Origin of the sequence: Pseudomonas sp. I8001, assembly GCF_013385345.1 — a bacterium.
In the GTDB taxonomy this organism is placed as follows: Bacteria; Pseudomonadota; Gammaproteobacteria; order Pseudomonadales; family Pseudomonadaceae; genus Aquipseudomonas.
This window is the reverse complement of the sequence record NZ_JACAQC010000027.1, coordinates 72,884-96,448: the sequence shown is the minus strand read 5'-3', so window position 1 is coordinate 96,448 and position 23,565 is coordinate 72,884. Positions and strand designations below refer to the sequence as shown.

At 61.9% G+C, this 23,565-nt stretch carries 24 protein-coding genes; 10 read left to right on the top strand and 14 right to left on the bottom strand.

Features of this window, described 5'->3' with window-relative positions:
* Window positions 1-264 precede the first annotated feature (264 nt).
* From HX839_RS19470 to HX839_RS19455, 4 genes are all read right to left on the bottom strand, one after another.
* Complete coding sequence (locus tag HX839_RS19470) at window positions 265-666, bottom strand: biopolymer transporter ExbD (protein ID WP_003218118.1); 402 nt, start codon at window positions 664-666, stop codon at window positions 265-267.
* Window position 667: 1 nt separating this feature from the next.
* A complete protein-coding gene (locus HX839_RS19465; protein ID WP_085984637.1) occupies window positions 668-1,393 on the bottom strand; it encodes a MotA/TolQ/ExbB proton channel family protein in 726 nt (241 codons plus the stop codon).
* A gap of 50 nt (window positions 1,394-1,443) precedes the next feature.
* Window positions 1,444-2,256, bottom strand: a complete 813-nt coding sequence (locus tag HX839_RS19460) for an energy transducer TonB (protein ID WP_177067561.1) — start codon at window positions 2,254-2,256, stop codon at window positions 1,444-1,446.
* 240 nt (window positions 2,257-2,496) lie between these two features.
* Window positions 2,497-3,348, bottom strand: coding sequence for a LysR family transcriptional regulator (locus HX839_RS19455; protein WP_008433713.1), 852 nt, complete (start codon window positions 3,346-3,348; stop codon window positions 2,497-2,499).
* 105 nt (window positions 3,349-3,453) lie between these two features.
* Between HX839_RS19455 and HX839_RS19450 the strand changes: the two genes are divergently transcribed.
* From HX839_RS19450 to HX839_RS19425, 6 genes are all read left to right on the top strand, one after another.
* On the top strand, window positions 3,454-3,915 hold the full coding sequence (locus tag HX839_RS19450; protein ID WP_087693642.1) for a nucleoside deaminase: 462 nt from the start codon (window positions 3,454-3,456) through the stop codon (window positions 3,913-3,915).
* Window positions 3,902-5,101, top strand: coding sequence for a CynX/NimT family MFS transporter (locus HX839_RS19445; protein ID WP_134325532.1), 1,200 nt, complete (start codon window positions 3,902-3,904; stop codon window positions 5,099-5,101). The genes HX839_RS19450 and HX839_RS19445 overlap by 14 nt, the downstream gene beginning before the upstream one ends.
* 74 nt (window positions 5,102-5,175) lie before the next feature.
* Window positions 5,176-6,108 (top strand): LysR family transcriptional regulator, encoded by a 933-nt coding sequence (locus HX839_RS19440; protein WP_003218124.1) that lies wholly within the window; start codon window positions 5,176-5,178, stop codon window positions 6,106-6,108.
* Between the two features lie 130 nt (window positions 6,109-6,238).
* Window positions 6,239-7,411, top strand: coding sequence for an L-dopachrome tautomerase-related protein (locus tag HX839_RS19435; protein WP_177067560.1), 1,173 nt, complete (start codon window positions 6,239-6,241; stop codon window positions 7,409-7,411).
* A gap of 12 nt (window positions 7,412-7,423) precedes the next feature.
* Entirely contained in the window at window positions 7,424-8,305 is an 882-nt protein-coding gene (locus HX839_RS19430) for a LysR family transcriptional regulator (protein WP_008433706.1), read from the top strand.
* A 291-nt stretch (window positions 8,306-8,596) separates the two neighbouring features.
* Window positions 8,597-8,908 carry a putative quinol monooxygenase gene (locus tag HX839_RS19425; protein WP_003218128.1) on the top strand — a complete coding sequence of 104 codons (312 nt, stop codon included), beginning with the start codon at window positions 8,597-8,599 and terminating at the stop codon, window positions 8,906-8,908.
* A 38-nt stretch (window positions 8,909-8,946) separates the two neighbouring features.
* Here the strand turns inward: HX839_RS19425 and HX839_RS19420 are convergent, their stop codons facing one another.
* The gene (locus HX839_RS19420) at window positions 8,947-10,026 is read right to left on the bottom strand and encodes a fatty acid desaturase (RefSeq protein ID WP_102367874.1); all 1,080 of its coding nucleotides are present in this window, start codon (window positions 10,024-10,026) and stop codon (window positions 8,947-8,949) included.
* A gap of 101 nt (window positions 10,027-10,127) precedes the next feature.
* Between HX839_RS19420 and HX839_RS19415 the strand changes: the two genes are divergently transcribed.
* Window positions 10,128-11,132 carry an AraC family transcriptional regulator gene (locus tag HX839_RS19415; RefSeq protein WP_177067559.1) on the top strand — a complete coding sequence of 335 codons (1,005 nt, stop codon included), beginning with the start codon at window positions 10,128-10,130 and terminating at the stop codon, window positions 11,130-11,132.
* 145 nt (window positions 11,133-11,277) lie between these two features.
* On the opposite strand, the gene HX839_RS19410 is transcribed toward HX839_RS19415, so the two are convergent.
* Together HX839_RS19410 and HX839_RS19405 are read right to left on the bottom strand one after the other, a co-directional pair.
* The gene (locus tag HX839_RS19410; protein WP_003218132.1) at window positions 11,278-11,643 is read right to left on the bottom strand and encodes a response regulator; all 366 of its coding nucleotides are present in this window, start codon (window positions 11,641-11,643) and stop codon (window positions 11,278-11,280) included.
* A 38-nt stretch (window positions 11,644-11,681) separates the two neighbouring features.
* Window positions 11,682-12,368 (bottom strand): Crp/Fnr family transcriptional regulator, encoded by a 687-nt coding sequence (locus tag HX839_RS19405; RefSeq protein ID WP_177067558.1) that lies wholly within the window; start codon window positions 12,366-12,368, stop codon window positions 11,682-11,684.
* Window positions 12,369-12,451: 83 nt separating this feature from the next.
* On the opposite strand from HX839_RS19405, the gene HX839_RS19400 reads away from it, so the two are divergent.
* Window positions 12,452-12,976: a DUF962 domain-containing protein gene (locus tag HX839_RS19400; RefSeq protein ID WP_003218136.1), complete on the top strand. Its 525-nt coding sequence runs from the start codon at window positions 12,452-12,454 to the stop codon at window positions 12,974-12,976.
* Window positions 12,977-13,132: 156 nt separating this feature from the next.
* Here the strand turns inward: HX839_RS19400 and HX839_RS19395 are convergent, their stop codons facing one another.
* The 6 genes from HX839_RS19395 to dibA all read right to left on the bottom strand — a co-directional run bounded on the left by HX839_RS19395 (window position 13,133) and on the right by dibA (window position 19,487).
* Window positions 13,133-14,113, bottom strand: a complete 981-nt coding sequence (locus HX839_RS19395) for a sulfate/molybdate ABC transporter ATP-binding protein (RefSeq protein WP_003218138.1) — start codon at window positions 14,111-14,113, stop codon at window positions 13,133-13,135.
* Window positions 14,114-14,116: 3 nt separating this feature from the next.
* Window positions 14,117-14,989 carry a sulfate ABC transporter permease subunit CysW gene (cysW, locus tag HX839_RS19390; protein WP_003218139.1) on the bottom strand — a complete coding sequence of 291 codons (873 nt, stop codon included), beginning with the start codon at window positions 14,987-14,989 and terminating at the stop codon, window positions 14,117-14,119.
* Between the two features lie 13 nt (window positions 14,990-15,002).
* Window positions 15,003-15,821: a sulfate ABC transporter permease subunit CysT gene (gene cysT, locus HX839_RS19385; RefSeq protein WP_003218141.1), complete on the bottom strand. Its 819-nt coding sequence runs from the start codon at window positions 15,819-15,821 to the stop codon at window positions 15,003-15,005.
* A gap of 163 nt (window positions 15,822-15,984) precedes the next feature.
* Window positions 15,985-16,995 carry a sulfate ABC transporter substrate-binding protein gene (locus tag HX839_RS19380; protein WP_003218143.1) on the bottom strand — a complete coding sequence of 337 codons (1,011 nt, stop codon included), beginning with the start codon at window positions 16,993-16,995 and terminating at the stop codon, window positions 15,985-15,987.
* Between the two features lie 76 nt (window positions 16,996-17,071).
* Window positions 17,072-17,254, bottom strand: coding sequence for a sulfur starvation response protein OscA (gene oscA / locus HX839_RS19375; RefSeq protein WP_003170956.1), 183 nt, complete (start codon window positions 17,252-17,254; stop codon window positions 17,072-17,074).
* Between the two features lie 322 nt (window positions 17,255-17,576).
* A complete protein-coding gene (dibA, locus tag HX839_RS19370; RefSeq protein ID WP_177045619.1) occupies window positions 17,577-19,487 on the bottom strand; it encodes a phosphodiesterase DibA in 1,911 nt (636 codons plus the stop codon).
* Between the two features lie 166 nt (window positions 19,488-19,653).
* Here dibA and desA point away from each other — a divergent pair, with 166 nt between their 5' ends.
* Both desA and HX839_RS19360 read left to right on the top strand, forming a co-directional pair.
* Window positions 19,654-20,838, top strand: a complete 1,185-nt coding sequence (gene desA, locus HX839_RS19365; protein WP_087693634.1) for a delta-9 fatty acid desaturase DesA — start codon at window positions 19,654-19,656, stop codon at window positions 20,836-20,838.
* A gap of 391 nt (window positions 20,839-21,229) precedes the next feature.
* Window positions 21,230-22,228: a sensor domain-containing diguanylate cyclase gene (locus HX839_RS19360; RefSeq protein ID WP_177067557.1), complete on the top strand. Its 999-nt coding sequence runs from the start codon at window positions 21,230-21,232 to the stop codon at window positions 22,226-22,228.
* A gap of 120 nt (window positions 22,229-22,348) precedes the next feature.
* Here the strand turns inward: HX839_RS19360 and HX839_RS19355 are convergent, their stop codons facing one another.
* Window positions 22,349-23,557 (bottom strand): HDOD domain-containing protein, encoded by a 1,209-nt coding sequence (locus HX839_RS19355; protein ID WP_177040710.1) that lies wholly within the window; start codon window positions 23,555-23,557, stop codon window positions 22,349-22,351.
* Between the last annotated feature and the right edge of the window lie 8 nt (window positions 23,558-23,565).

Sequence of the window (23,565 nt, the reverse complement as noted above, 5' to 3'; positions counted from 1 at the left end):
GGCCATGGATGGCCCGTCGCGGCGGCCCGCGGAACCGGGCCGGAGTGCGGGCATGCCGAGCCTAGGCGAGGCACCGAGTGGTGGGGCAAAGACCTTTTGGTTACTTTTGGGGCGTTTGCCAAAAGTGACCCGCTGTAAGAGCGGAACCATAAGCCGCCGTTACCTAAATAATGGATATGTACCCAGCCCCCCAAAACCACAGCCCAAAAAAAAGGCCGCACCCTGCCAAGGAGACGGCCAAAAAAATTGTCGAGGCATTTGAAACTAACGTGCAGTAATCACCGACAGCTTGGTAATCCCCGCCCGCTCGATCGACGCCATGGCTCGCGCCACTTCGCCATAGTTCACTCCATCATCAGCCTGCAGTTGCACCCGCACATCCGGGTCCTTGGCCTTGGCCGACTGCAAGTTGAACTCCAGCAAATCCGGCTGGATTTCATCCTTGTTGATAAACAGTTTCCCGGCCGCATCAATGCTCACCACCAGCGGGTCCTTCTGCTCCACCGGGGCCACGGCCTCGGTCTTGGGCAAGTTGATCGGAATCGCATTGGTCAACAACGGCGCCGTGACGATAAACACCACCAGCAGCACCAGCATCACGTCCACCAGCGGCGTAACGTTGATCTCGCTCAGCACCTCATCACTGTCTTGCGTGGAGAAGGCCATCTCAGGACGCCTCCTTCACTTTTTGCGCGCCACCCTGGGCACCGGCCTTGCTCAGCGTCGGGTGCAGCAGCACGCGGAACGAGTTCTTCTGCGCCAGGCTGTAGAAGTCGTGGGCGAAGTCGTCCAGGTCAGCAGCCGTGAGCTTCAGGCGACGCAGGAAGTAGTTGTAGACCAGCACCGCCGGCACCGCGACGGCAATACCCACACCCGTGGCAACCAGTGCCGCACCGATCGGCCCGGCCACGGTTTCGAGGCTGGCGGAACCGGCGGCGCTGATGCCTTTCAGGGCTTCCATGATCCCCCACACAGTGCCGAACAGGCCGATAAACGGCGAGGTGCTGCCGATACTCGCAACCACGGCCAGGCCGGTTTCCAGGGAGCGACGCTCACGCACGATCTGTTGGCGCAAAGCGCGTTCAAGACGGTCCTGATGGTTGATCGCCTGGCTCAGGTCAGCAGCGTGTGGCGCTTCACCCACCTGGATCGCGGCGTAACCGGCCTGGGCCACACGAGCGGCGGCGCCGGGTTTGGTTTCGGCCAACTCAGCGGCCGAGTCCAGGCTGGATGCCGCCCAGAACTGTTTGTGGAACTTGCGATCCTGGGACTTGAGGCGGCCGAACTGGACGCCCTTGAGCAGGGCCAGGCCCCAGGTAGCGACCGAAAAGACCACCAGCAGCCAGATCACCGCGCTTTCGATGGATTCAGTTGGAGATGCTAATGCCATGATGTTTTCCCTCTGTGCAGGTCGCGATGTGTCCAACACACCGCATCCAATAATTAATGAATCTTGAAATCGATCGGTACGCTGACCCAGCCGTCCTGGGCCACATCACCCTGCTTGGCCGGTACAAAACTCCAGCGCTTCACGGCAGCCAGTGCGGCTTCGTCGAGTTGCTGGCGACCACTGCTTTTCTGAATCTGGATCTCACCCGGCTTGCCGGTGGCCAATACATGCACCCGCAACAGCACCGTGCCTTCCCAACCCCGGCGCTGGGCCAGTGACGGGTATTCGGGCGCCGGGTTCTTCAGGTACGCGGCGTTGGCCGAGGCCGGTGTGACCGGCGCGGGCGCAGGCGGTGCCGGCGGTGCTGGAGACGGTGGCGCGGGTACAGGCGGCGCGGGCGGCTGCTCGGCTACCGGTTTCGGTGCGGGCTTGGGCACAGGCTTCGGCACCGGCTTGGGTTTCGGAATCTTTTTCGGCGCCGGCTTGGCGGCCAATTCATCAACCACCGGCGGCGGTGGCTCGACAACCGGTGGCGGCGGCGGTGGCGGTACAGGCGGTGGCGGCTCCACAACCGGCGGTGCCGGCTGGGAAAATTCGATCGTCATCGGCGGGATTTCCGGCGGCACAATCGGCAGCACCGGGGTTGGCTTCTGGCTGACCCAATAGATCACCGCGCCATGCAAGGCCAGCGCGAGAATCCCCAACAGGATCGCTTCACGCCGACTCAACACACCCTTCGGGGTTTTCTGCGTACGCAACTGCCCCAACGGCGCGCGATGCGGCCGGCCAAGGTCGACCAACTCACCACCCGGTGCGTGGCGCCACTGCGCCTCTTGTGCACTGGCGGCGGTCTGGACATTGCCCATTGATTAACTCCCCTGCGGTCTTAAGCAAAAAAACCGACGGGCCTGCCTTGGCGGCCGTCGAGGGCTGAATCATCGGGGGCAGACGCTTATCTCTTAAAGTAATCTTTAAAGTTATAGATAGATCTAAATTGAATAACCGAAACATCCGGATACGCCGAAGCCACGTCCTGCGCGGCCTGGCGCCGTGGGGGAAAATCTCAATGCTTTTGAGGCATACAAAATATTCACTGAAGGCATGGCTCAGCGTGGATTACCGGCACATAAATCCTGCAATTGGCGTAGCAACGCCTGCCCGGCCGCACCAAGGCCGTTGCGTCCATACAGCGCCAGCCGCACGCCCTGCACCGCAGGCAAACCGCTGTCCGCGCCCAACACCACGTGCCCGGGCTGCACCACCCGCACCGGCAACAGGCTGATCCCCAGCCCCGCCGCCACCGCCGAACACACGCTGGCCAAGCTGGCGCTGGAATAACCGATGCGCCAGCGCCAGCCGCCCACCTCCAGGTGATGCAGCATTTCATTGCGGTACAGGCCGCCAGCGGGAAACGCCACCAACGGCAGCGGATCACGTCCCAGGGACGGCGAACTGCGGCTGTCGACCCAACACAACGGCTCCGGCCAGGACACCAGGCAGTCATCGCTGTCACCCATTTGCTTGACCAGCAGCACGTCGAATTCACCGCCGCGATAATCCCGCAACAATTCCGGCCCCAAGCCGCTGGTGACCTCCAGGCGCACCCGGGGATAAGCCTGCACAAACGCCGACAGCAGCGGCATCAGGCGCTCGGCCGCAAAGTCCTCGGGCACCGCCAGGCGCAACACGCCATCGCTCTGCTGATTGATCAGCACGTCGGCCGCCTCTTCGTGCAGCGCCAGGATGCGCCGCGCATACGCCAGCAAGCGTTCACCTTCCACCGTGGCTACCACGCGGCGCTGGTCGCGGTCGAGCACCTGGCTGCCCAACGCATCTTCCAGGCGGCGGATCTGTTGGCTGACCGTGGACTGGGTCAAGTGCAGCCGCTCGGCCGCGCGGGTGAAATTGCCGCAATCGACGACGGCAACAAAGCTGCGCAACAACACAGGATCGAACATGGGCTCACCATTCCATTTGCCACTGATTGGCATGGTTATATTTAATTTCAGAATACCCCTGCGGCTGCCCATACTTCACGCCTCATTGCGCACGAGGGGTTTTCCATGACTGACGATCAACAGCATCTGCATCACGCCGTGCAACTGGCCAAGGCCAACGTAGCCGCCGGTGGCCGCCCGTTTGGTGCCGTGCTGGTGCGCAACGGCGAGGTGCTGGTGGAGGCGGTCAACGAAATCCACTTGAGCCAGGACCCCACCGCCCACGCCGAGATGCTCGCCATCCGTGCCGCCAGCCAACAACTCGGCCCGCGCCTCGACGGTTGTGTGATCTACGCCAGCGGCCAGCCCTGCCCGATGTGCCTGAGTGCGATGCACCTGTGCGGCATATCCCGCGTGGTGTTCGCTGCCAGCAACGACGTGGCGGCGCCCTTTGGTTTGTCCACAGCAGCGATCTACCAGCAACTGGCGCTGCCGCTGGCGGAGCAAAAATTGCCCGTACAGCACCTGCCGCAGGCAGCGATGCAAGCCCTCTACCGCGAGTGGCAGGCCCTGCATGACGCTGAATAATTCATTCGCCGGCAAGCTCGCCGGTTGGGGTTTGCTGGTAGTGCTGGGCCTGAACCTGCGGCCCATCCTCAGTTCCATCAGCCCGTTGCTGGGGGAAATCCGTCTGGCCACCGGCCTGAGTTTCCAGAGCAGCGCCCTGCTCACCAGCCTGCCGGTGATCTGCATGGGCCTGGTGGCGCTGGTAGGTGTGCGCCTGGAGGCGAAGCTGGGGGAGCGTCGCGGAATCGCCCTGGGCTTGATGATGATTCTGCTGGCGTGCCTCGCGCGCTGGCTGTTTGGCCAGGCGCCGGCGCTGCTGGCCACGGCATTGTTCGGCGGTGCGGGTGTGGCGCTGATCCAGGCGCTGGTGCCGGCGATGATCAAGCGCCAGTTTCACCAGCGCGTGCCGTTGGCGATGGGGGTTTACTCGGCTTCGCTGATGGGCGGCGGTGGCTTGGCCGCCCTGCTCAGCCCGTTGGTGGCGGGGCATTTCCAGCAGTGGCAGGCGGGGCTCGGGATCTGGCTGCTACCGGCCCTGGGCGCACTATTGTTGTGGGCGTGGCTGCCATTGGGTGCGGCGAAAAACCCGCAGGTGACGGCGCCGTTCCAGGGCCTGCGCAACCGTCGGGCGTGGTTGCTGGCGCTGTATTTCGGCCTGGTGAATTGCGGCTACATGAGCATGGTCGCGTGGCTGCCGGCCTACTATCAGCAGTTGGGTTGGGGCGTACTGCCCAGTGGTTCGCTGCTGGCGTTCATGACGATCTTCCAGGTAATCGCCGCGCTGCTGATGCCGGCACTGGCGCAACGTGGCATTGATCGTCGACCGTTACTGAGCATCAGCCTGCTGGCCCAGACCGTGGGCTATATCGGCCTGCTGACGGCGCCGCTGGAATTCCCCCACGTGTGGGTGGCGTTGATCGGTTTCGGCCTGGGAGCGTGTTTCGCCCTGAGCCTGTTGCTGACCCTGGATCACCGCCGCGACCCTCGGGAGGCCGGCCAACTGGCGGCGTTCGTCCAGGGCGTGGGCTTTTTGATCAACGCCGTATCACCGTGGCTGACCGGCTGGCTGCGGGAATTGACTGGCAGTTTCGTCAGCGCGTGGATGGTGCTGACGCTGACGGTGGTGGCGATGCTGATACTCACCCGGGTGTTCAGCCCGGGCACCTACCGCACAGGCTCTATGGATATGCAATTTGAATCTAGATAAAACAATGAACATTCTTTTGCGGAATAAGCGAGGCGATTAGAATCGCGGTTTCCTTCAGGACGCCGGAAAACTCCATGGACCTTCGCCAACTGCGCTACTTCATTGCTCTGAACGAGTACCGCAGTTTTGTGCGCGCCGCCGACGCCATGGGCATTACCCAGCCGGCGTTCAGCCGCAGCATCCAAAGCCTGGAACAGGAGTTTGGCTGTGTGCTGGTGGACCGCGCCCACAAAGACCTGCGCCCCACTCCCGAGGGCCAGGTGGTGTTGCAACATGCCTTGTCGCTCGTTCAGGGGGCGGCGCGGCTGAGCCACGAAGTCACCCGCATGACCAAGCTCGACGCCGGCGAATTGCGCTTTGGCTGCGATGCCGTGGCGGCGGTGAACCTGGTGCCTGGAGCGATCGCACGGTTTGTCGGCGCTCATCCACGAGTACGCAGCGGTTTGCATGTGGATAACTGGGAAAAACTCGGACGCAGTTTGAGTCGCGAAGAGATCGAATTCTTCATCGCCGATGTGCGCCACTTCGAGGCCGATCCGAATTTCCAGACCCAGGCCCTGACACCCCGGCGCAATGTATTTTTCTGCCGCGCCGGGCACCCGTTACTGGCCAAGGACAGCCTCTCGACCAACGACTTGTTTGACTACCCGCTGGCCACACCGCTGATCGCTCCCGGGGTACGCAAGCTACTGGCCAACCTGAGCGGGCGTGTCGACTTTTCTCCCGCTATCGAACTGGAGCAGTTTGCGGCGCTGGCAGCCATCGTGCACCAGTCCAACGCGATTGGCCTGGGTGCCGAGGATGCGTTTGCCGAAGACTTTGCCCGTGGCGCACTGACGGTGTTGCACTGGCGCAACGTGCCTCACAGCCTCGACAGTTTGAACAACCGCTGCGGGATCATCAGCCGTACCGGGTTTCGCTTGTCGCCGGCGGCGAAGGCGATGATCGAAACCCTGATCACCGTGGATACCCCCTCTGCTGAAGCAAGCTTGCTCGCCCGCAATTAAAAAACCAGGCTTGCGCGCGACAGCCCATTCTCTTGATTTCAATGAAACTGTTATCGGCAATCAGCGGGTTTTTTCGCCTGCCGGGAACCGACACCATTGGCTCCAGAACAGAAAAACCTGGAGCCCTGCCATGTACTTGAAATACCCAATCAGTTGGACTGCCCTTGCCTTGGCAGCGGCCCTCACCGGCACCGCCGCCCAGGCTTCCATGCCGGCGAACCTGCCCGCCGATCAGAGCGTTGGCGCCATCGAGCAGGTGCACGCCTTCCACGATGCCATGCCCACCGGCGTGAGCGTTACCGAGACCGGACGCATCTTTGTCAACTTTCCTCGCTGGGGCGACGAGGTGCCGTTTACCGTCGCAGAATTGCGCGACGGCAAAGTCGTACCCTACCCTGACCAGGCGATAAACCAGGCCAACCCCAAAGACCCGGCCAAAGGGTTTATCAGCGTACAAAGCGTGGTGGCCGACGGGCGCGGACGCCTCTGGATACTGGACACCGCGGCGCCTGGCTTCTCGCCTCCACAGCCAGGTGGTGCCAAGCTCGTCGCAGTTGAGCTCGCCACCAACAAGGTGGTCAAGACCCTCGTATTCCCGAAAAACGTCATGCTGCCCGGCACCTACGTCAACGACATGCGCTTTGATTTTCGCGTGGGTGACCAAGGCGTGATCTATATCACCGACTCTTCACTTACCGGCCCGGGCGCGATCATCGTCATGGACATCGCCAGTGGCACGGCCATACGCCGGCTCAGTGGTGCACCCTCGACCTCGGTCGACCCGAACTTCGTACCCACGGTCGAAAGCCAGGTCCTGAAAGTGCGGGATGCCAAAGGCGGCACCCAGCCTTTTGCCGTGGCTTCGGACGGCATCGCCCTGTCGGCTGATGGGCAGACCTTGTATTTCTGCCCGCTGTCGAGTCGGCACCTGTACGCCATCCCCACGGCACTGCTGCGTGACGAGACAGTCAGCGAAGCACGGCTCGAAATGGCGGTCAAAGACCTCGGGGAAAAAGGCGCCTCGGACGGGCTTGAAGCCGACGCCTCGGGGGCCGTGTATGCCGGCGACTACGAAAACAACAGCGTGCGCAAACGGCTGGCGAACGGGCAATGGCAGACCATCGTCCATGATCCGCGTGTGCTTTGGCCCGACACACTGTCAATCGGTCCTGATGGCTACCTGTACTTCATCGCCAATCAGCTGCACCGCCAAAGCATCTTTCACGCAGGCAAAGACTTGCGCCAGAAACCCTACAGCCTGCTGCGCGTGAAGATCGATGCCGCGCCGGCGCCCACACACTAGCGGCGCCGAAGCATGAATATTGATGCGTTGAACCTGTTCATGCGATCAACAGAGCTGGGCAATATCACCGCAGCCGGCAGGGAGCTGGGACTCGCGCCCTCGGTGGCCAGCCACAAACTGGCGAAGCTTGAAGAATACCTGGGCATGCGCCTGCTGCATCGCACCACTCGCCAGGTCAGCCTGACCGAAGACGGTGCGCTGTTTCTGCCCCATGCAATCCGGGTGCTGGCAGCCGTGGACGAGGCCTATCTGGTCGCGGTGAAAGGCAAGGACGTGGCCAAGCGGGTGTTAAGAGTATCCGCCCCCGGGTCCTTCGCGCGGATGTGCCTGATGCCGGCCATTACCCGGTTCCTGCACGCCAACCCGAAGCTGAAGATCGACCTGATACTGTCCGATCAAATGCAGGACCTGACCGAGATCGGGATTGATGTGGCAATCCGCATCGCCGCCCTGAAGGACTCATCCCTGGTGGCGCGCAAGCTCGGCTGCGACAGACGCATCCTGTGTGCGGCACCCGCCTACCTCCAGGCGCATGGCGAACCGACTTCACCTGCGGAGCTGGTCAATCATTCCTGCATCCTGCTGGGCGACGAGGACCATTGGCGTTTCGTGGGTGCCCAGTCACACAAAGTCACGGCAATCAGTGGTTCGCTCAGAGTCAATTGCGGCGAAAGCGCACGGCTTGCAGCGGAAGGTGGGCTCGGCATCGTCTCTGTTTCACAGTGGAACGTCAGGCCCTCACTGGAAAGCGGCGCATTGGTGGAAATCATGCCGTCCTGTGTCCTGGAGCAAACCCGGGATATATGGGCGATCTACCCCAGCGCGCGGTTGATCTCATCCAAGGCTCGGGCTTTCGTCGAGTTCATGATCGCCGAGTTCCAGGGCGATTTTTAGCATCGGAAAAAATCATGACGCTGACTCACCAAGCTGCAGGCAAAACAAATCTCGCGAGCGGCCCACGCGTCGTTCGACTAGGGGTGACAGACTTGTCGTTCCATCGGGTTACCGCTGCGGTGGTAGCGCTGGTGTTGCAACGCATGGGCCTGACCGGGCAAAGACGGCCGTTCGATTCCGAGGCCTTTTACGAATTCTGAATTCGCGGCAGGCTGGCTACAAGGGCCTGCTCACTGAGGCTAGTTTGGCGATGCAGATGTTCTGCAATCTCCCCAAACCGAGGATTCCAACATGCTCTACCTGGTTTTCAGCGGCACCATCAAAGAAGGCAAACAGGCCGAGTTCTATCGTGATGTAGCGGCCGTTTCACAAAAGCTCACCCACCAGCACGACAAGGCCGTGGTCTATCAATGGCATAAGGATGAAGAGAACCCCAACCGGTTCTTTCTCAACGAACAGTGGGAAAGCGTCGCGGACCTGCACGCGCATTTCGAAACGCTCTACAAAGCCTTCGGCCCGGCGAAACCCACCGAGCGCCTGCCGGCGAAAATCCTCGCGTACCTGGATGAAGCACAGGTGAACTTCTACCAGGCCATTCAGTAAATCGCACCCGGTCACCCCAGGGTGACCGGGACGCTTGCTCAGCTCGCTGTCCTTTCCACCGGGTTGAGTTCGCTCAGCCGTCCCTCCTGGCGCGCAAACCGATTGGCCCGGGCAAACGTGCCAAAATCGTTGAAGCGCACGCCCATCTCCGCCATCACCTTGTGCGCCGTTTTCACCGTCATCTGGCGGATGTAGAACGGCTCCTTGACCACAAAGTGATGAATCCCGTGGGTACTGCCGAAATTGAAGCAGAACGCCTGCAACGGCCACAGCCACCACGGGTTGAGCACCTGGGTTTGCTGGATCACGTTGCCCGGCTCGATGTCGCCGTAGTAGTGCATGTTGGAGCTGACAAAGTGCAGGCAGAAGGTACGCAGCACGTTGGGGCCGATGATCACCACGGCGGCGATGTCGATGATGTGCATCACCGCCAGCGTGTTGGCCGACCAGTCGATCGGCGCGCCCAGCAGGCTGGCGATGCCATTGGCGGCATGAAAGCCGAGGAACACATACCACGCGCCCCAATGCAGCAGCGCCAGCGGTGCGTAGACCAGCGCCGTGCGCTTGAGAATGCCCAGCTTGTGCTTCCAGGACGGTGCCCGCAGCACCCGGATCAGTGCCGACATGATGTTGTCGCCGACCATCAGCAAACGTGCCAGGCCCCACGGTTCACCGTTGGTGATCGCGCGCTCTTCGATGTCGGTTTCGCTGCCGGAAACCTTGTGGTGATTGAGGTGGATATGGCGCCGTACCCAAGGGTTGATGGTGCTGGGCCGCGCCAGCCACACCAGGCCCATCATCAGGTTGTGGGGCAGGCGCTGCTTGCGAAAGTACATGCTGTGGATCAGGTCGTGTTCCAGTTCGTGGGTCAATGACGCGAGGAATGCGTTGAGCAGCAGGCACACCCACCACGCCATGTGCCCGGTGATATACAGCGCCGCCGAACCCAGCATGCCCACCAGGGCAAAGGCCAGGATGCCCGCGCCCAACGCATCCTGATGCAGCAGCCAGGGGTGGCGCTGGCGCAATAACAGCCCCTCGGCCAGCACCACTTCACGAATATGCGCTGAACGCTGTTGTGCGTTCATCTGCCGGGGGCTTGCAGAAGTACCGTCCATGCTTCCATCCTCTGTCTTATTGATGCGTACATCCTGCCCTATGCGATCTGGCGGGACGCTAGCCCCACACGCCAACCTGTTGACCGCAAGCGCCAATCAACATGACCGAACCGACCTCTCTCGCCAGCTGGACCCGCGCCCTGCGCAAGCAGCTCGACGCCCTGGGCCTCGACAGCGCCGCGCTGTGCGCCCAGGCCGGGCTCGACCCGCAGTTGATGGAAGATCCGAACGCGCGCTACCCGCTATCGGCCACCACGCGCCTGTGGGAACTGGCGGTACAGGCCAGCGGCGACCCGGCGATTGGCTTGCGGGTGTCGCGGTTTGTCAGCCCCACCACCTTTCACGCGCTGGGTTATGCGCTGGTGGCCAGCGGCAGCCTGCGGGAAGTGTTCGAGCGGATCGTGCGCTATCACCAGGTGGTCAGCGACGCCCTGAGCCTGGAGCTTAGCCGGGAGGGCGAACGTTACCGCTTTCGCCTGCAACAGCCCCCCGGTACACCCGCACCCGCGTTTGAGGCGATTGATGCGTTCGCCGCGATTTACGTGCGCACCTGCCGCAATCGCCTGGGCCGGGAGTACGCGCCGCTGGCGGTGTACCTGCGGCGGCCCGAGCCGGCTGATCCCAAGCCGTGGCACACGGTATTTCGCGCGCCGGTGTTTTTTGCCGCCGAGGAAGACCGTCTGGAATTTGCGGCCCGGGACTTTGACAGCCACCTGGACGATGCCAACCCCGAGTTGGCCGAGCACAATGAAACCGTGCTCAAGCGCACCCTGGCGCAACTGCGGCCGCTGACCTGGGAACGCAAGGTGCGTTCGGCCATCGAAGCGCAGTTGCCTGACGGTGAGCCGAGCGCCGAGCGCATCGCCCAGGCGTTGCATCTGAGTTTGCGCAGCTTGCAGCGGCATCTGGCGGATGAGGGCTGCCGGTTTGATGCGCTGCTGAACGAATGCCGGGAGAACCTCGCGCTGCTGCATCTGCGGGATCCCGAGTGTTCGCTGGCGGAGATCAGTCATTTGCTGGGGTTTGCCGATACCAGCAGCTTCAACCGGGCGTTCAAGCGCTGGACCGGGATGACGCCGGGGCAGTTTCGGGATGGGTTGAGGTAGCTGGAGTTGCGGCGGCTGCGAGGGCCTCTTCGCGAGCAAGCCCGCTCCCACATTTGACCGCATTCCAAAGGATGTACTCGGTCAAATGTGGGAGCGGGCTTGCTCGCGAAAGCGGTCAATCAAACACCCCAAAAGCCAGTGGCAGTCAGCGCCCCCGATCCCGCCGCAACACTTTCTTCACCCGCGCCACCAACGCCCGGGCTTCAAACGGCTTGAGCAGATAATCATCCTCATGCAGTTCCAGCCCACGCAGCCGATCTTCAATCCCGTCCGGCGTGGTCAAAAACAACATCGGCGTCTCACCCTTCAACCGGATCGCCTGCTGCAGCTTCCAGGCGTTCAGCCCCGGCAGCATCACATCCAGGATCACCAGGTCGTATTCGGTGCTTTCCACAAAGCGCAGGGCCGCCATGCCATTGGCCGCCACCTCCACCGTGTAGCTGGCCTCTTCAAGACTGCGGCCCATCGCCTCGGCCGCCTCTGACTCGTGTTCCACTAGCAGGACGCGCATAACACACCTCGAATAATCGTGAACGCAGGCTACCACCCTCAGGCATGCGCCGCCTCGCGCAAACGTTGCGGGTCGAGGATTTCGATCTCGCCATAGCCCAGGCGCACGATGCCCTGGCCTTGCAGGTCCTTGAGCAACGCATTGGTGGTCTGGCGCGACAGGCTCAGCATCGCGGCCAAGTCTTCCTGGGGCAGTTGCAGCACCTGCCGGGCCTGCTCGATGTCGCCATAGCCCTCGGCGATCATCAGCAGGCGGTGCGCCACCCGCACCGACGCCGGCATCAGGCTCAATTGCTCGATATTGATAAAGGTCAGGCGCAGTTTCTGGCTCATCAACAGGGCCATGTCGCGCCAGTAACGCGGAGTCTGTTCAAGAATGTGCAGCAACGCCGGCTGCGGTACCTGCAGCAACGTACACGGCCCGACGGCGCAGGCATCGTGGGTGCGGGGCAACCCGTCGAACAATGAGATTTCGCCGAACCAGTATGGCAACTCCGCCAGGCTCAACACTGCCTCCTTGCCCTGCTCGTTCACCGCGCTGATGCGCAGGGAGCCTTCCAGCACCGCATACAACCCACACGGCGGATCGCCGCGCTTGAACAGGTATTGCCCCACCGTCAGCTGCCGCAACCGGGCGCTGGCCAGCAAGCTATTCTGTAGATCAGCAGGCAGATGGCTGTACCAGTGACCGGTGGCCAGCCGTGGGTGCCATTTCTCTACATCCATGCGAACTCCGAAGATTGTCGGCCAGTTGACAGTGTGTCGTGGGCCTACAGGGCATGATCAAACATCCTACAGGAGGAACAACAATGAAAAGCCTCGTCGACCATCTCAGTCAATACGCCGCCTACCACCGCGACCCGCGCAATATCGCCAGCCACTTTATCGGCATCCCGCTGATTGTGGTGGCCGTGGCCGTGCTGCTGTCACGCCCCGAATGGACGGTGGCCGGGCTGTGGCTGTCGCCCGCGGTGGTAGTGGCGCTGCTTTCGGCATGGTTCTACCTGCGCCTGGAACTGGCGCTCGGCGTGTTGATGACGGTGCTGATGGGCCTGTCGGTGTGGGCCGGGCATGTGCTGGCGGCACAAAGCACGCTGGTGTGGCTGAGCAGCGGCATCGGCATGTTCGTGGTGGGCTGGGTGATCCAGTTTGTGGGGCATTACTACGAGGGGCGCAAGCCGGCGTTTGTCGATGACGTGTCCGGGTTGATCGTGGGCCCGTTGTTCGTGGTGGCGGAGTTGGCGTTCCTGGTGGGGCTGCGGCATGACCTGAAGCGGCAGATTGAAGAGCGCTCGGGGCCCGTGGCCGTGCGGCACAAGAACGCCACGGCCTGAGCAACACTGGAGATCCAAATGTGGGAGCGGGCTTGCGGCGCTTGATCGTTCCCACGCTCTGCGTGGGAATGCAGCCCGGGACGCTCCGCGTCCTGAAGCGTGACGCAGAGCGTCACAAGAGGCGTTCCCACGCGGAGCGTGGGAACGATCAACGTCTTAAGCTTTTTGCCAGACCTTGGGCTTGAAGAACAACGTCTCGCCCCGCGCCAAACCCGTCAGGCTGTCGTGGTCTTTCACCACTTCAGCCTCGATCAACTCGCTCTGGCCTTCGACCTTCAGGGTCACCCGGGTGGTCGCGCCAAGCGGGCGAATATCACGCACTTCAGCCGCGTGGTGGTCTTCCAGTTCATGGCGCGACAGCGACACTTCATGCGGGCGGAACAGCACGTGCTTGTCTTCACCCAAATGCAGGCGGTTGGAGTCCCCGAGGAAGTGATAAACAAAATCACTGGCCGGGTTTTCGTAGACTTCGCCCGGTGAGCCAATCTGCTCGATCACGCCCTTGTTCATCACCACGATGCGGTCCGCCACTTCCATGGCTTCTTCCTGGTCGTGGGTCACGAAGACCGAGGTCAGGTTGATGTCTTCGTGCAGGCGCGCCAGCCAGCGGCGCAGTTCTTTACGAACCTTGGCATCCAGGGCGCCGAAGGGTTCATCCAGCAGCAGCACTTTCGGCTCTACCGCCAGGGCGCGCGCCAGGGCGATACGCTGGCGCTGGCCGCCGGAGAGTTGTTCCGGGTAGCGATCCGACAGCCAATCGAGCTGCACCATGTTCAGCAGCTCGTGGACTTTCACGGCGATCTGGCTTTCGGTGGGGCGCTGGTTTTTCGGTTTCATGCGCAGGCCGAACGCGACGTTGTCGAACACGGTCATGTGGCGGAACAGCGCGTAGTGCTGGAACACAAAGCCGACGTTGCGATCACGCACGTCGTGGCCGGAGACGTCTTCACCATGGAACACGATGTTGCCGGCATCCGGGGTTTCGAGACCGGCGATGATCCGCAGCAGGGTGGTCTTGCCGCAGCCGGACGGGCCCAGCAACGCCACCAGCTCGCCACTCTGGATGTCCAGATTGATGCTGTTCAGGGCCTTGAAGGCGTTGAAATTCTTGCTGACATTACGGACTTCGATCGACATGACTTATTCCTCACCAGCACTTTTGCGCAGGCGGTTGATACGGTTCTCGCTCCACTGCTTGAGCAGCAGGATGAAGAGCGCCAGGATCAGCAACAGGCTCGCGACGGCAAACGCGGCGACGTGGTTGTATTCGTTGTAGAGGATCTCGACGTGCAGCGGCAAGGTGTTGGTCACGCCGCGAATGTGGCCGGACACCACCGACACCGCACCGAACTCACCCATGGCCCGCGCGGTACACAGCACCACGCCGTAGATCAGGCCCCACTTGATGTTCGGCACGGTGACATGCCAGAACATCTGCCAGCCGTTGGCGCCCAGGAGGCGCGCGGCCTCTTCTTCCTGGGTGCCCTGCTCCTGCATCAGCGGGATCAGCTCACGCGCCACGAACGGCACGGTGACGAAGATGGTCGCCAGCACGATGCCCGGCAAGGCGAACACGATCTGGATGTCATGGTCTTGCAGCCACGGGCCAAAGAAGCCCTGGGCGCCGAACATCAACACGTAGACCAGGCCGGCGATCACCGGCGATACCGAGAACGGCAGGTCGATCAGGGTCACCAGGATACTTTTGCCACGGAACGAGTACTTGCTCACGCACCAGGCGGCGCTGACACCGAACACCACGTTGAGCGGTACCGAAATCACCACGGCGATCACCGTGAGTTTCAGCGCCGACAGCGCGTCCGGCTCAAGGATCGCGGTGAAGAACGCACCCAGGCCATTCTTCAGGCCCTGGGACACCACGATAAACAGCGGCAGCAACAAAAACAGGAAGAACACCAGCCAGCCAAGGCTGATCAGGATGCGTCGGGACACCGCACTGCCACGACGGGCAGCGTTGGCCGAGGACGCGGCGGAAATAGACGATTGGGACATGTTCCGCGCCTCCTTATGGGTGTTCGATGCGCCGCTGCAGCAAGTTGATCAGCAGCAGCAGGACAAAGGAAACCACCAGCATCAGCACACCGATGGACGTGGCGCCGTGGTAGTCGTATTGGTCGAGCTTGACCATGATCAGCAGCGGCAGGATCTCGGTTTTCATCGGCATGTTGCCGGCGATGAAGATCACCGAACCGTACTCACCGACACCTCGTGCAAACGCCAAGGCGAAGCCGGTCAACCAGGCAGGCAGCAGCGCCGGTACCAGGATGTAGCGGAACACTTGCAGGGGCTTGGCGCCGAGACAGGCGGCGGCTTCTTCGATTTCCCGGGGGATATCGGCCAACACCGGCTGCACGGTACGCACCACGAATGGCAGCGTGACGAAGGTCAGCGCGAGAGTGATGCCCAGGGGGGTATAGGCGATCTTGAAGCCCAGGTCGGCGGCGAACTGGCCTACCAGCCCGGTGGGCGTGTACAGCGCGGTGAGTGCAATACCGGCGACGGCGGTGGGCAGGGCGAACGGCAAGTCGATCATCGCATCGATGATCTTGCGCCCGGGGAAGGTGTAGCGCACCAGTACCCATGCCAGCAGGGTACCGATCACGCCGTTGATGATCGCGGCATACAACGCAGTGCCGAAGCTCAGTTTCAACGCCGCCAGCACACGCGGTGCGGAGATGATGTTCCAGAACTGATCCCAGGTGAGTTGAGCGGCATGTACAAACATCGCCGCAAGGGGGATGAGTACGATCAGGCTGAGGTACACCACGGTGTAGCCCAGCGTCAGCCCGAAGCCGGGTATGACGGGGGAGATACGACGCGACATAAGAGTCCTTGGTTAGCGGGTAGATACCACTGTAGGAGCGAGCTTCTGTGGGAGCTGGCTTGCCTGCGATGCCGGCACCTCGGTGTATCAGTTACACCGAGGTGATGCTATCGCGGGCAAGCCCGGCTCCCACAGAAAGCTGGCTCCTACAGTTTGATTTTGCTTACTGCGCCGAGTAGATCTGGTCGAACACGCCACCGTCATTGAAGAATTTCGGTTGGGCAGTTTTCCAGCCGCCGAAGTCTTTGTCGATAGTCACCAGGTCCAGTTTCGGGAACTGCTGGGCGTATTTGGCGGCGACTTTCTCATCGCGTGGGCGGTAGAAGTTCTTCGCCGCAATCTCCTGGCCAGCCGGGCTGTACAGGTGCTTGAGGTACTCGGTGGCGATCTCGGTATTGCCCTTTTTCTCGGCGTTCTTGTCGACCACGGCCACTGGCGGCTCGGCGAGGATCGACAGTGAAGGTACAACGATGTCGAACTTGTCGGCGCCGCCGTCTTCCTTCAGGGCCAGGAAGGCTTCGTTTTCCCAGGCCAGCAACACGTCACCCTGACCGTTGTTGACGAAGGTGATGGTCGAACCGCGCGCGCCGGTGTCGAGGATCGGCACGTGCTTGAACAGCTCTTTCACGTATTCCTGGGCCTTGGCTTCGCTGCCACCGGCTTTCAGGCCGTAGGCCCAGGCGGCGAGGAAGTTCCAGCGGGCGCCGCCGGAGGTTTTCGGGTTCGGGGTGATCACCGACACGTCTTTCTTGATCAGGTCGCCCCAATCCTTGATGCCTTTAGGGTTGCCCTTGCGTACCAGGAACACGATGGTCGAGGTGTACGGGGTGCTGGCGTCCGGCAGGCGGGTTTGCCAGTTTTCCGGCAGGGTCTTGCCCAGTTTTGCGATTTCGTCGATGTCGCCGGCCAGGGCCAGGGTCACGACGTCGGCGCGCAGGCCGTCGATTACCGCTCGGCCCTGCTTGCCCGAACCACCGTGGGATTGCTGAATCTTGACGTTGTCACCCGGGTGCGACTGCTTCCAGAAGCTGGTGAATTCAGCGTTGTAGTCCTGGTAGAGCTCGCGGGTGGGGTCGTAAGACACGTTGAGCAGTTCGTAATCCTTGGCAACAGCGGAACCGGCAAACACGGCACTGGCCAGTGCTGCCAGGGCATAACGGCGAATCGACGACATAGAAGGCTCCTGAAATTCTTGGGTGTTGGCTTTTTTCTTATAGTTGCGGGTCTTGCAATCGAATCGCCGGTGTTGCTCAGCTCGGTTTGTTGCCCGGGTTCTGCAAACGGAATTTCTCTTTGCGTTCGATTTGTACTACCTGGGCGTTGTGCACAGTGATTTCCACCGCGCCAAACCGCAGATCGCGCAGGGCGCTCTGGATCTCGCGCAAAATGGCTGCTTCGTCCTGGCCGTCAACGCTACGTAGAGATGCGCTCATGGTCGTGCTCCTGAAATGAGAAGTGCCTCGCAGTGGCGGCACTGCTTGCGGCGTGAGGGCGATAGTAGATAAGCGCGGATATTCTTAAAAATACTATTTAAGAATGTTTATATAACCAGAAAGAATTTTCTGATGGGACGTGGGGTTGCGAGGGGTTTGGCGGGACGACCCATGAAATAAAGCCGTGTGGAGATCCAAATGTGGGAGCGGGCTTGCTCGCGAAGGCGGTGGGTCAGTGACAGATTTGCTGACTGCCACACCGCCTTCGCGAGCAAGCCCGCTCCCACATTTTGGCCCTGTTTGAAATCAGGACAGGCGGTGGTTAACGAATTGTCGGCGCCCTCGCCCAATCCAGCTCACTGGCCGGCATCGGCCGACCAAACCAGTACCCCTGGCCCAGGTCACAGCGCTGTTCCAATAGAAACCGCGCCTGCTCAACCTGCTCGATACCTTCGGCATGCACCTGCATGCCCATGCTCTGCGCCAACGCGATCACTACCCGCACGATCGCCGCATCGTCCTCATCCCATGGCAACCCGGCGACAAAACCCTGGTCGATCTTGAGCTTCTGCACCGGCAAGCGCTTGAGCCGCAGCAGCGATGAGTAACCGGTGCCAAAGTCGTCGATGGCCAGGCGCAAGCCGAGCTCACGCAGGCGATGCATTTGCTCAAGGGCGACTTCCGGGTCTTCCATCACCGCGCTTTCGGTGACTTCCAGCTCTAAAAGCGCCGGATCCAGCCCCGTGTCGTGCAGCACCTTGGCCACTTGCTCATACAGCTCCCGCCGGGCAAACAGGCGGCTGGACACATTCACCGCGAGAAACGTCAACGGTGCACCGTCTGCCAGCCACTGGCACATCTGGCGGCAGGCCTGGTCCATGACCCAGGCGTCGATGTCGGCAATCAGCCCGGTGCGCTCGGCAATCGGGATGAATTCCCCCGGCGGCACCAGCCCGCGCTCCGGGTGCTGCCAGCGCACCAGGGCTTCGACGCCGATCATTCGGCTGTCTTGCAGGTCGTGCACTGGCTGGTAGTAAACCCGCAGCTCCTGCTGATCCAGGGCGCGGCGCAGTTCACCGGCCATTTCCACGCGGTGCTGGGCGTGGGCAGTAAGCTCTTCGGTGTACAAGGCGTAGCCTTCGCGGCCGGCGCTCTTGGCCTTGAACAACGCGGAGTCGGCGTTGCGCAGCAGTTGCTCGGCGCTCAGCGCGTCGCTGGGGAACAGGCTGATCCCGATGCTCACGCTGATAAACAGTTGATGGCCGTCGAAGATGACCGGTTCTTTCATCGCGTCGAGAATACGTTGCGCCAGGGCGGCGGCCTGGCCCACCTGTGGACAACTTTCCGCCAGCACCGCGAACTCGTCACCGCCCAGGCGCGCCAGGGTCACGCCGGGGCCGAACAGGCCTTGCAGGCGCTCGCCGACGGCCTTGAGCAACTGGTCGCCGACGTTATGGCCGAGGCTGTCGTTGATGATCTTGAAATGGTCGAGGTCGAGCAGCAGCAAGGCGCAGCCACGTTTATGGATCTGCGCGGAGGCCAGGGCCTGTTCGGCACGATCGGTGAACAGCAGGCGGTTGGGCAGGTCGGTCAGCGGGTCGTGATGGGCCAGGTGCGCCAACTCGCTCTCGGAGTGCTTGATGGCGCTGATATCGGAGAACACCGCGACGTAGTGGCTGATATGGCCCTGCTCATCACGGATCACCCGGATGGTCTGCCACTGTGGGTAGATTTCGCCGCTTTTACGGCGGTTCCAGATTTCACCGCTCCATTCACCGTCACGTTCCAGCGTCTCGAACATCGCCTGGTAGAAACTGGCCGAGTGGCGCCCGGACTTGAACAGGCTCGGCTGGCGCCCCAGCACGTCTTCGCACTGGTAGCCGGTGATTTCGATAAAGGCCCGGTTGACGTGAACAATCAGCCCCTGGGCATCGGTGACCAGCACCCCTTCGCGGGTGCAATCGAACACGGCGGCGGCCTGGCGCAGGCGCTCGCGGTTTTCCTTCAGTGGCTGCTGGATCAGGTTCGCCCGGGCAAAGTGCGCGCAGAGCAGGTAGATCGCCAGGGCACTGAGGCTGACCCACAGGTAACCGCGTATCTGAAGCCAGCGGCCCAGCTCCACGGGTTCATCGATAAAGTTGATCAATACCTGATGGCTGAGCTGAATCCACACAATCGAAACCAGCAGGTACATCAGCCCGGCACGCAGGGCACCTCGGTATGAAAACAGCATATGTTCAGTAATCCTTACTAAAAAACCAGATTCGCCCTACAAAGGTTACGGATTATAGAATAAGAAACATCCAGTCACTCCTATCTGAAAGGGCGGCTGGTTTTATCTGTAGGCTTAGTGATAATGCGCAAGCTGGTTTTTTCTTTATCTGAGGGCCATACAGCCTATGTGGTACAACGGTTTTCTTGACTTGTCGGCCTGGCAACTGGTGGCAGTCACTCTGTTGATGACCCACGTGACCATTGTCGGGGTCACGGTCTATCTGCACCGCTATTCAGCCCACCGCTCCCTGGAGCTCAATGCTGGCCTGAAACACTTCTTCCGCTTCTGGCTGTGGCTCACCACGGCGCAGAACACCCGCGAGTGGACCGCTATCCACCGCAAACACCACGCCAAGTGCGAAACCGTCGACGATCCCCACAGCCCGGTGATCAAGGGCCTGTCCACCGTGCTGCGCAAAGGCGCCGAGCTGTATCGCGCCGAAGCCGAGAACCCCGAGACCCTGCGCATCTACGGCAAGAACTGCCCGGAAGACTGGATCGAGCGCAAGCTCTACACCCCGTACCCGCTGCTGGGCGTGGCGATCATGGGCGTGATCGACCTACTGCTGTTCGGCACCATCGGCATCACCATCTGGGCCATCCAGATGATGTGGATCCCGTTCTGGGCTGCCGGCGTAATCAACGGCCTGGGTCATGCCATCGGCTACCGCAACTTCGAATGCCGCGATGCGGCCACCAACCTGATTCCCTGGGGCATCATCGTGGGTGGCGAAGAGCTGCATAACAACCACCACACCTACCCCAACTCCGCCAAGCTGTCGGTGAAGAAGTGGGAGTTCGACCTGGGCTGGGCCTGGATCAAAGTGTTCAGCTTCCTGCGCCTGGCCAAGGTGCAACGGGTCGCGCCGATCGCCCACCGGGTCGAAGGCAAGGGCAGCCTGGACATGGACACCGCGATGGCGATCCTCAACAACCGCTTCCAGATCATGGCCCAGTACCGCAAGTTGGTGATTGGCCCGCTGGTCAAGCAGGAACTGGAAAAGGTCGATCACTCGGTGCGCCATCAATTCCATCGCGCCAAGCGCCTGCTGTCGCGGGAGACCAGCCTGCTGGATGACCGCCACCACGTGCGCATCCAGAGCATGCTGGAGCACAGCCAGGCCCTGAAAGTGATCTACGAGAAGCGCCTGGCGCTGCAGCAGATCTGGCTGAAAACCAGCACCAACGGCCACGACATGCTGGCGGCGATCAAGGAATGGGTGCACGAGGCCGAGGCGAGCGGGATTCAATCCCTGCGGGACTTTGCCCATCAGCTGAAGACCTATTCGCTACGGCCTGCCGCGGCCTGATACGGCTGTAGCGAGCCGATTTTTTGTGGCAGGGGAGCTTCTGTGGCGAGGGAGCTTGCTCCCGCTGGAGTGCGCAGCGCTCCCAAGATTTTGGGGCCGCTACGCAGCCCAGCCGGAGCAAGCTCCCTCGCCACAACAAGCTCCCTCCCCATAGCAGCTCCTTCCCCACAGCAGCCCCCTCCCCACCGCAACTCCTTCCCCACAGCAAGCCCCTCCCCCCCAACAAACTCGCTCCTACATGTTTCTGGCGCCATTTCTTGGTCGCCTCTAATCGGCGCTGATAACGGAACTTCGCAGCAAATTCCCCCTCTCAATCAACACTTCGCCATCCCGGCGGCCCTTGTTGTGACCGCTGCCCAACCCCGCGGCCTGCCCAGAGAGAGTTGTGCCGATGGTCCACGAAAAGACCTTCACCAACACCCCCGTCCTCGAACACCCACGACCGGCAGCCGCCGCTACGTTGCTGGCCCTGATGCATGCTCAGGGCGAAGTGGAACGGCTGAGTGAACGCGAGCAACTGCTGAGTTCGCTGTTGGTCAGTGTGAATGCCGTGCTCTGGGCAATCGAGTGGGACACTCGCCGCGTGCTGTACGTCAGCCCGGCCTATGAGCGGGTTTTCGGACGTACGGCGGGCATGTTGTTGACCGACTATCGGGAATGGCGCAACAGCATCCACCCCGAAGACCTCGACTACGCCGAGCACAGCCTGGCCCAGGTGCTGCACAGCGGCGCCGTGGAAGACCGCGAGTACCGCATCATCACCGCCGACGGGCAGATCCGCTGGCTCAGCGACAAGTGTTACATCAACCAGCAGGCCGAGCCCGGCCAGCCGGTGATCGTGGTAGGCATAGCCGAAGACATCACTGAAAAGAAGCAGCTGGAGCTGGAGCTGCACCGCCTGGCCACCACCGATGTGCTGACCCGCAGCAGCAACCGCCGGCATTTCTTCGAGTGCGCCCACCACGAGTTTGAACGCGCCTGCCTGCAAGGCACGCCCCTGGCGTTCCTGTTGCTGGACATCGATGACTTCAAGGTGGTGAACGACACCTACGGCCACCTGGAAGGCGATCAGGTGTTGCAGCGTATCGCCGAGAGCGGTCGGGGAGTTCTGCGCCGTGGCGACCTGTTCGGGCGCATTGGCGGCGAAGAGTTCGCCGCCATACTGCCCGGTTGTGCCCCGGAGATGGCAATGCAGGTGGCCGAACGCCTGGGGCACGAGATTGCGCAGCTGAGCTTCAGCCACGACGGTGAGAGCTTTGCGGTCACCGTCAGCCAGGGCCTGGCCAGCCTGACCGCCGAGGACGCCAACGTGGACAGCCTGTTTGCCCGCGCTGACGCGGCCATGTACGAGGCCAAGCGCCAGGGCAAAAACCGCGTGCTCCCCGGCTGATGCTACACGATGACCTGTGGGAGCCGGGCTTGCCCGCGATGCAGGCACCTCGGTATGTCGGTTGTACCGGGATGATGCTATCGCAGGCAAGCCAGCTCCCACACTGGCACGCATCGCCTGCTAGGTTTTGCGCATACGCGTCAATTCCGGCAAACCCACCTTGAGCAAGCGTGCCGTCTTGCCTTTCGCCAATGCCTCGACGCCTTCATGCTCGGTCAGCCGCGCCAGTTGCGCCGCCAGGTTCATCACCAGCGCTTCGCGGGAATACACCCCGCCCTCCAGCGAATAAATCGCCGCGATCAACTGGCGCAACTCCAGCGGCAGGCGCCAGCGTGTGCGCAGTGCCGAGCCATAGGCCGCACCGAAGGTGTAGAGGGACTCGCCAATCGCTTCATCATCCAGTTCGCCACCGCCCAGCAGCCAGTCTTGCAGGCACCGCAGCAAGGCCAGGTCGCCAAGGCGATGGAGGATCCCGGCGCTGTAGCAGCGCTCGTGATCCAGGTCGAGCATGCGCGCCAGGCTGCGGGCGTAGTCGGCGGTACGCTGGGACAGCTGCCAATGACGCTCGGCGTAATCCACAAGGCTCGGGTCGCTCAGTACCACGTTGTGCTTGAGGGCGAGCCCCAGGATCAGGTTCATGCTCTGCCCCGCCGCCAGCTTGTGCAGGGCCATGCCCAGGGTCTGTACCGGCGAACCGTGATGGCCGGCGCTGTTGGCGGCGGCGATCAACACGGCAGTAATCTGCGGGTCCATGCGCACCTGCTCTTCCAGGCGCTTGAGGTCCAGGCCCTCCGGCTCCAGGCTATGTTGCACCGCAGCCTGCACGTCGACCCGCAGCGGCGCGCCGTCTGAGGCTTCCCGGCGGCGCTCCAGAAACACCGGCAAGGTCATGCCCGGCGCCAGGGCCGGGACTTCGCAATACACCGTCTCACCTTCGTTCAGCAGCAAGTCCTGCAGGCGCTGGGTCAGGCTTTCCATGTTCAGGGGTTTGGTCAGGTACGCGGTCGGTGCCAGCGGCAAGGCTTCGCGCACACTGGCGCTGTCGTTGCGGGTACTCAGCAGGATAAACGGCAACAGCGGCGTACGCCGTTGCAGGCGCACGCTGCGCAGCAGGCTCAGGCCATCGACGCCGGGCAGCTCCCAATCGGCAATGATCAGGTCATAGGGTTTGTCACGCAGCAACTCGGTGGCCCGCTGGCCATCGGCACACACATCCAGCCGTGCGTCACAGCGCACATTCAGCAACACCTGCTTGAGCAGATCTCGGGACCAAGGGTCGGTCTCGGCAATCAACACACGGGGTACAGCCGGTAAATCAACAGCAGTCATCCAGCACG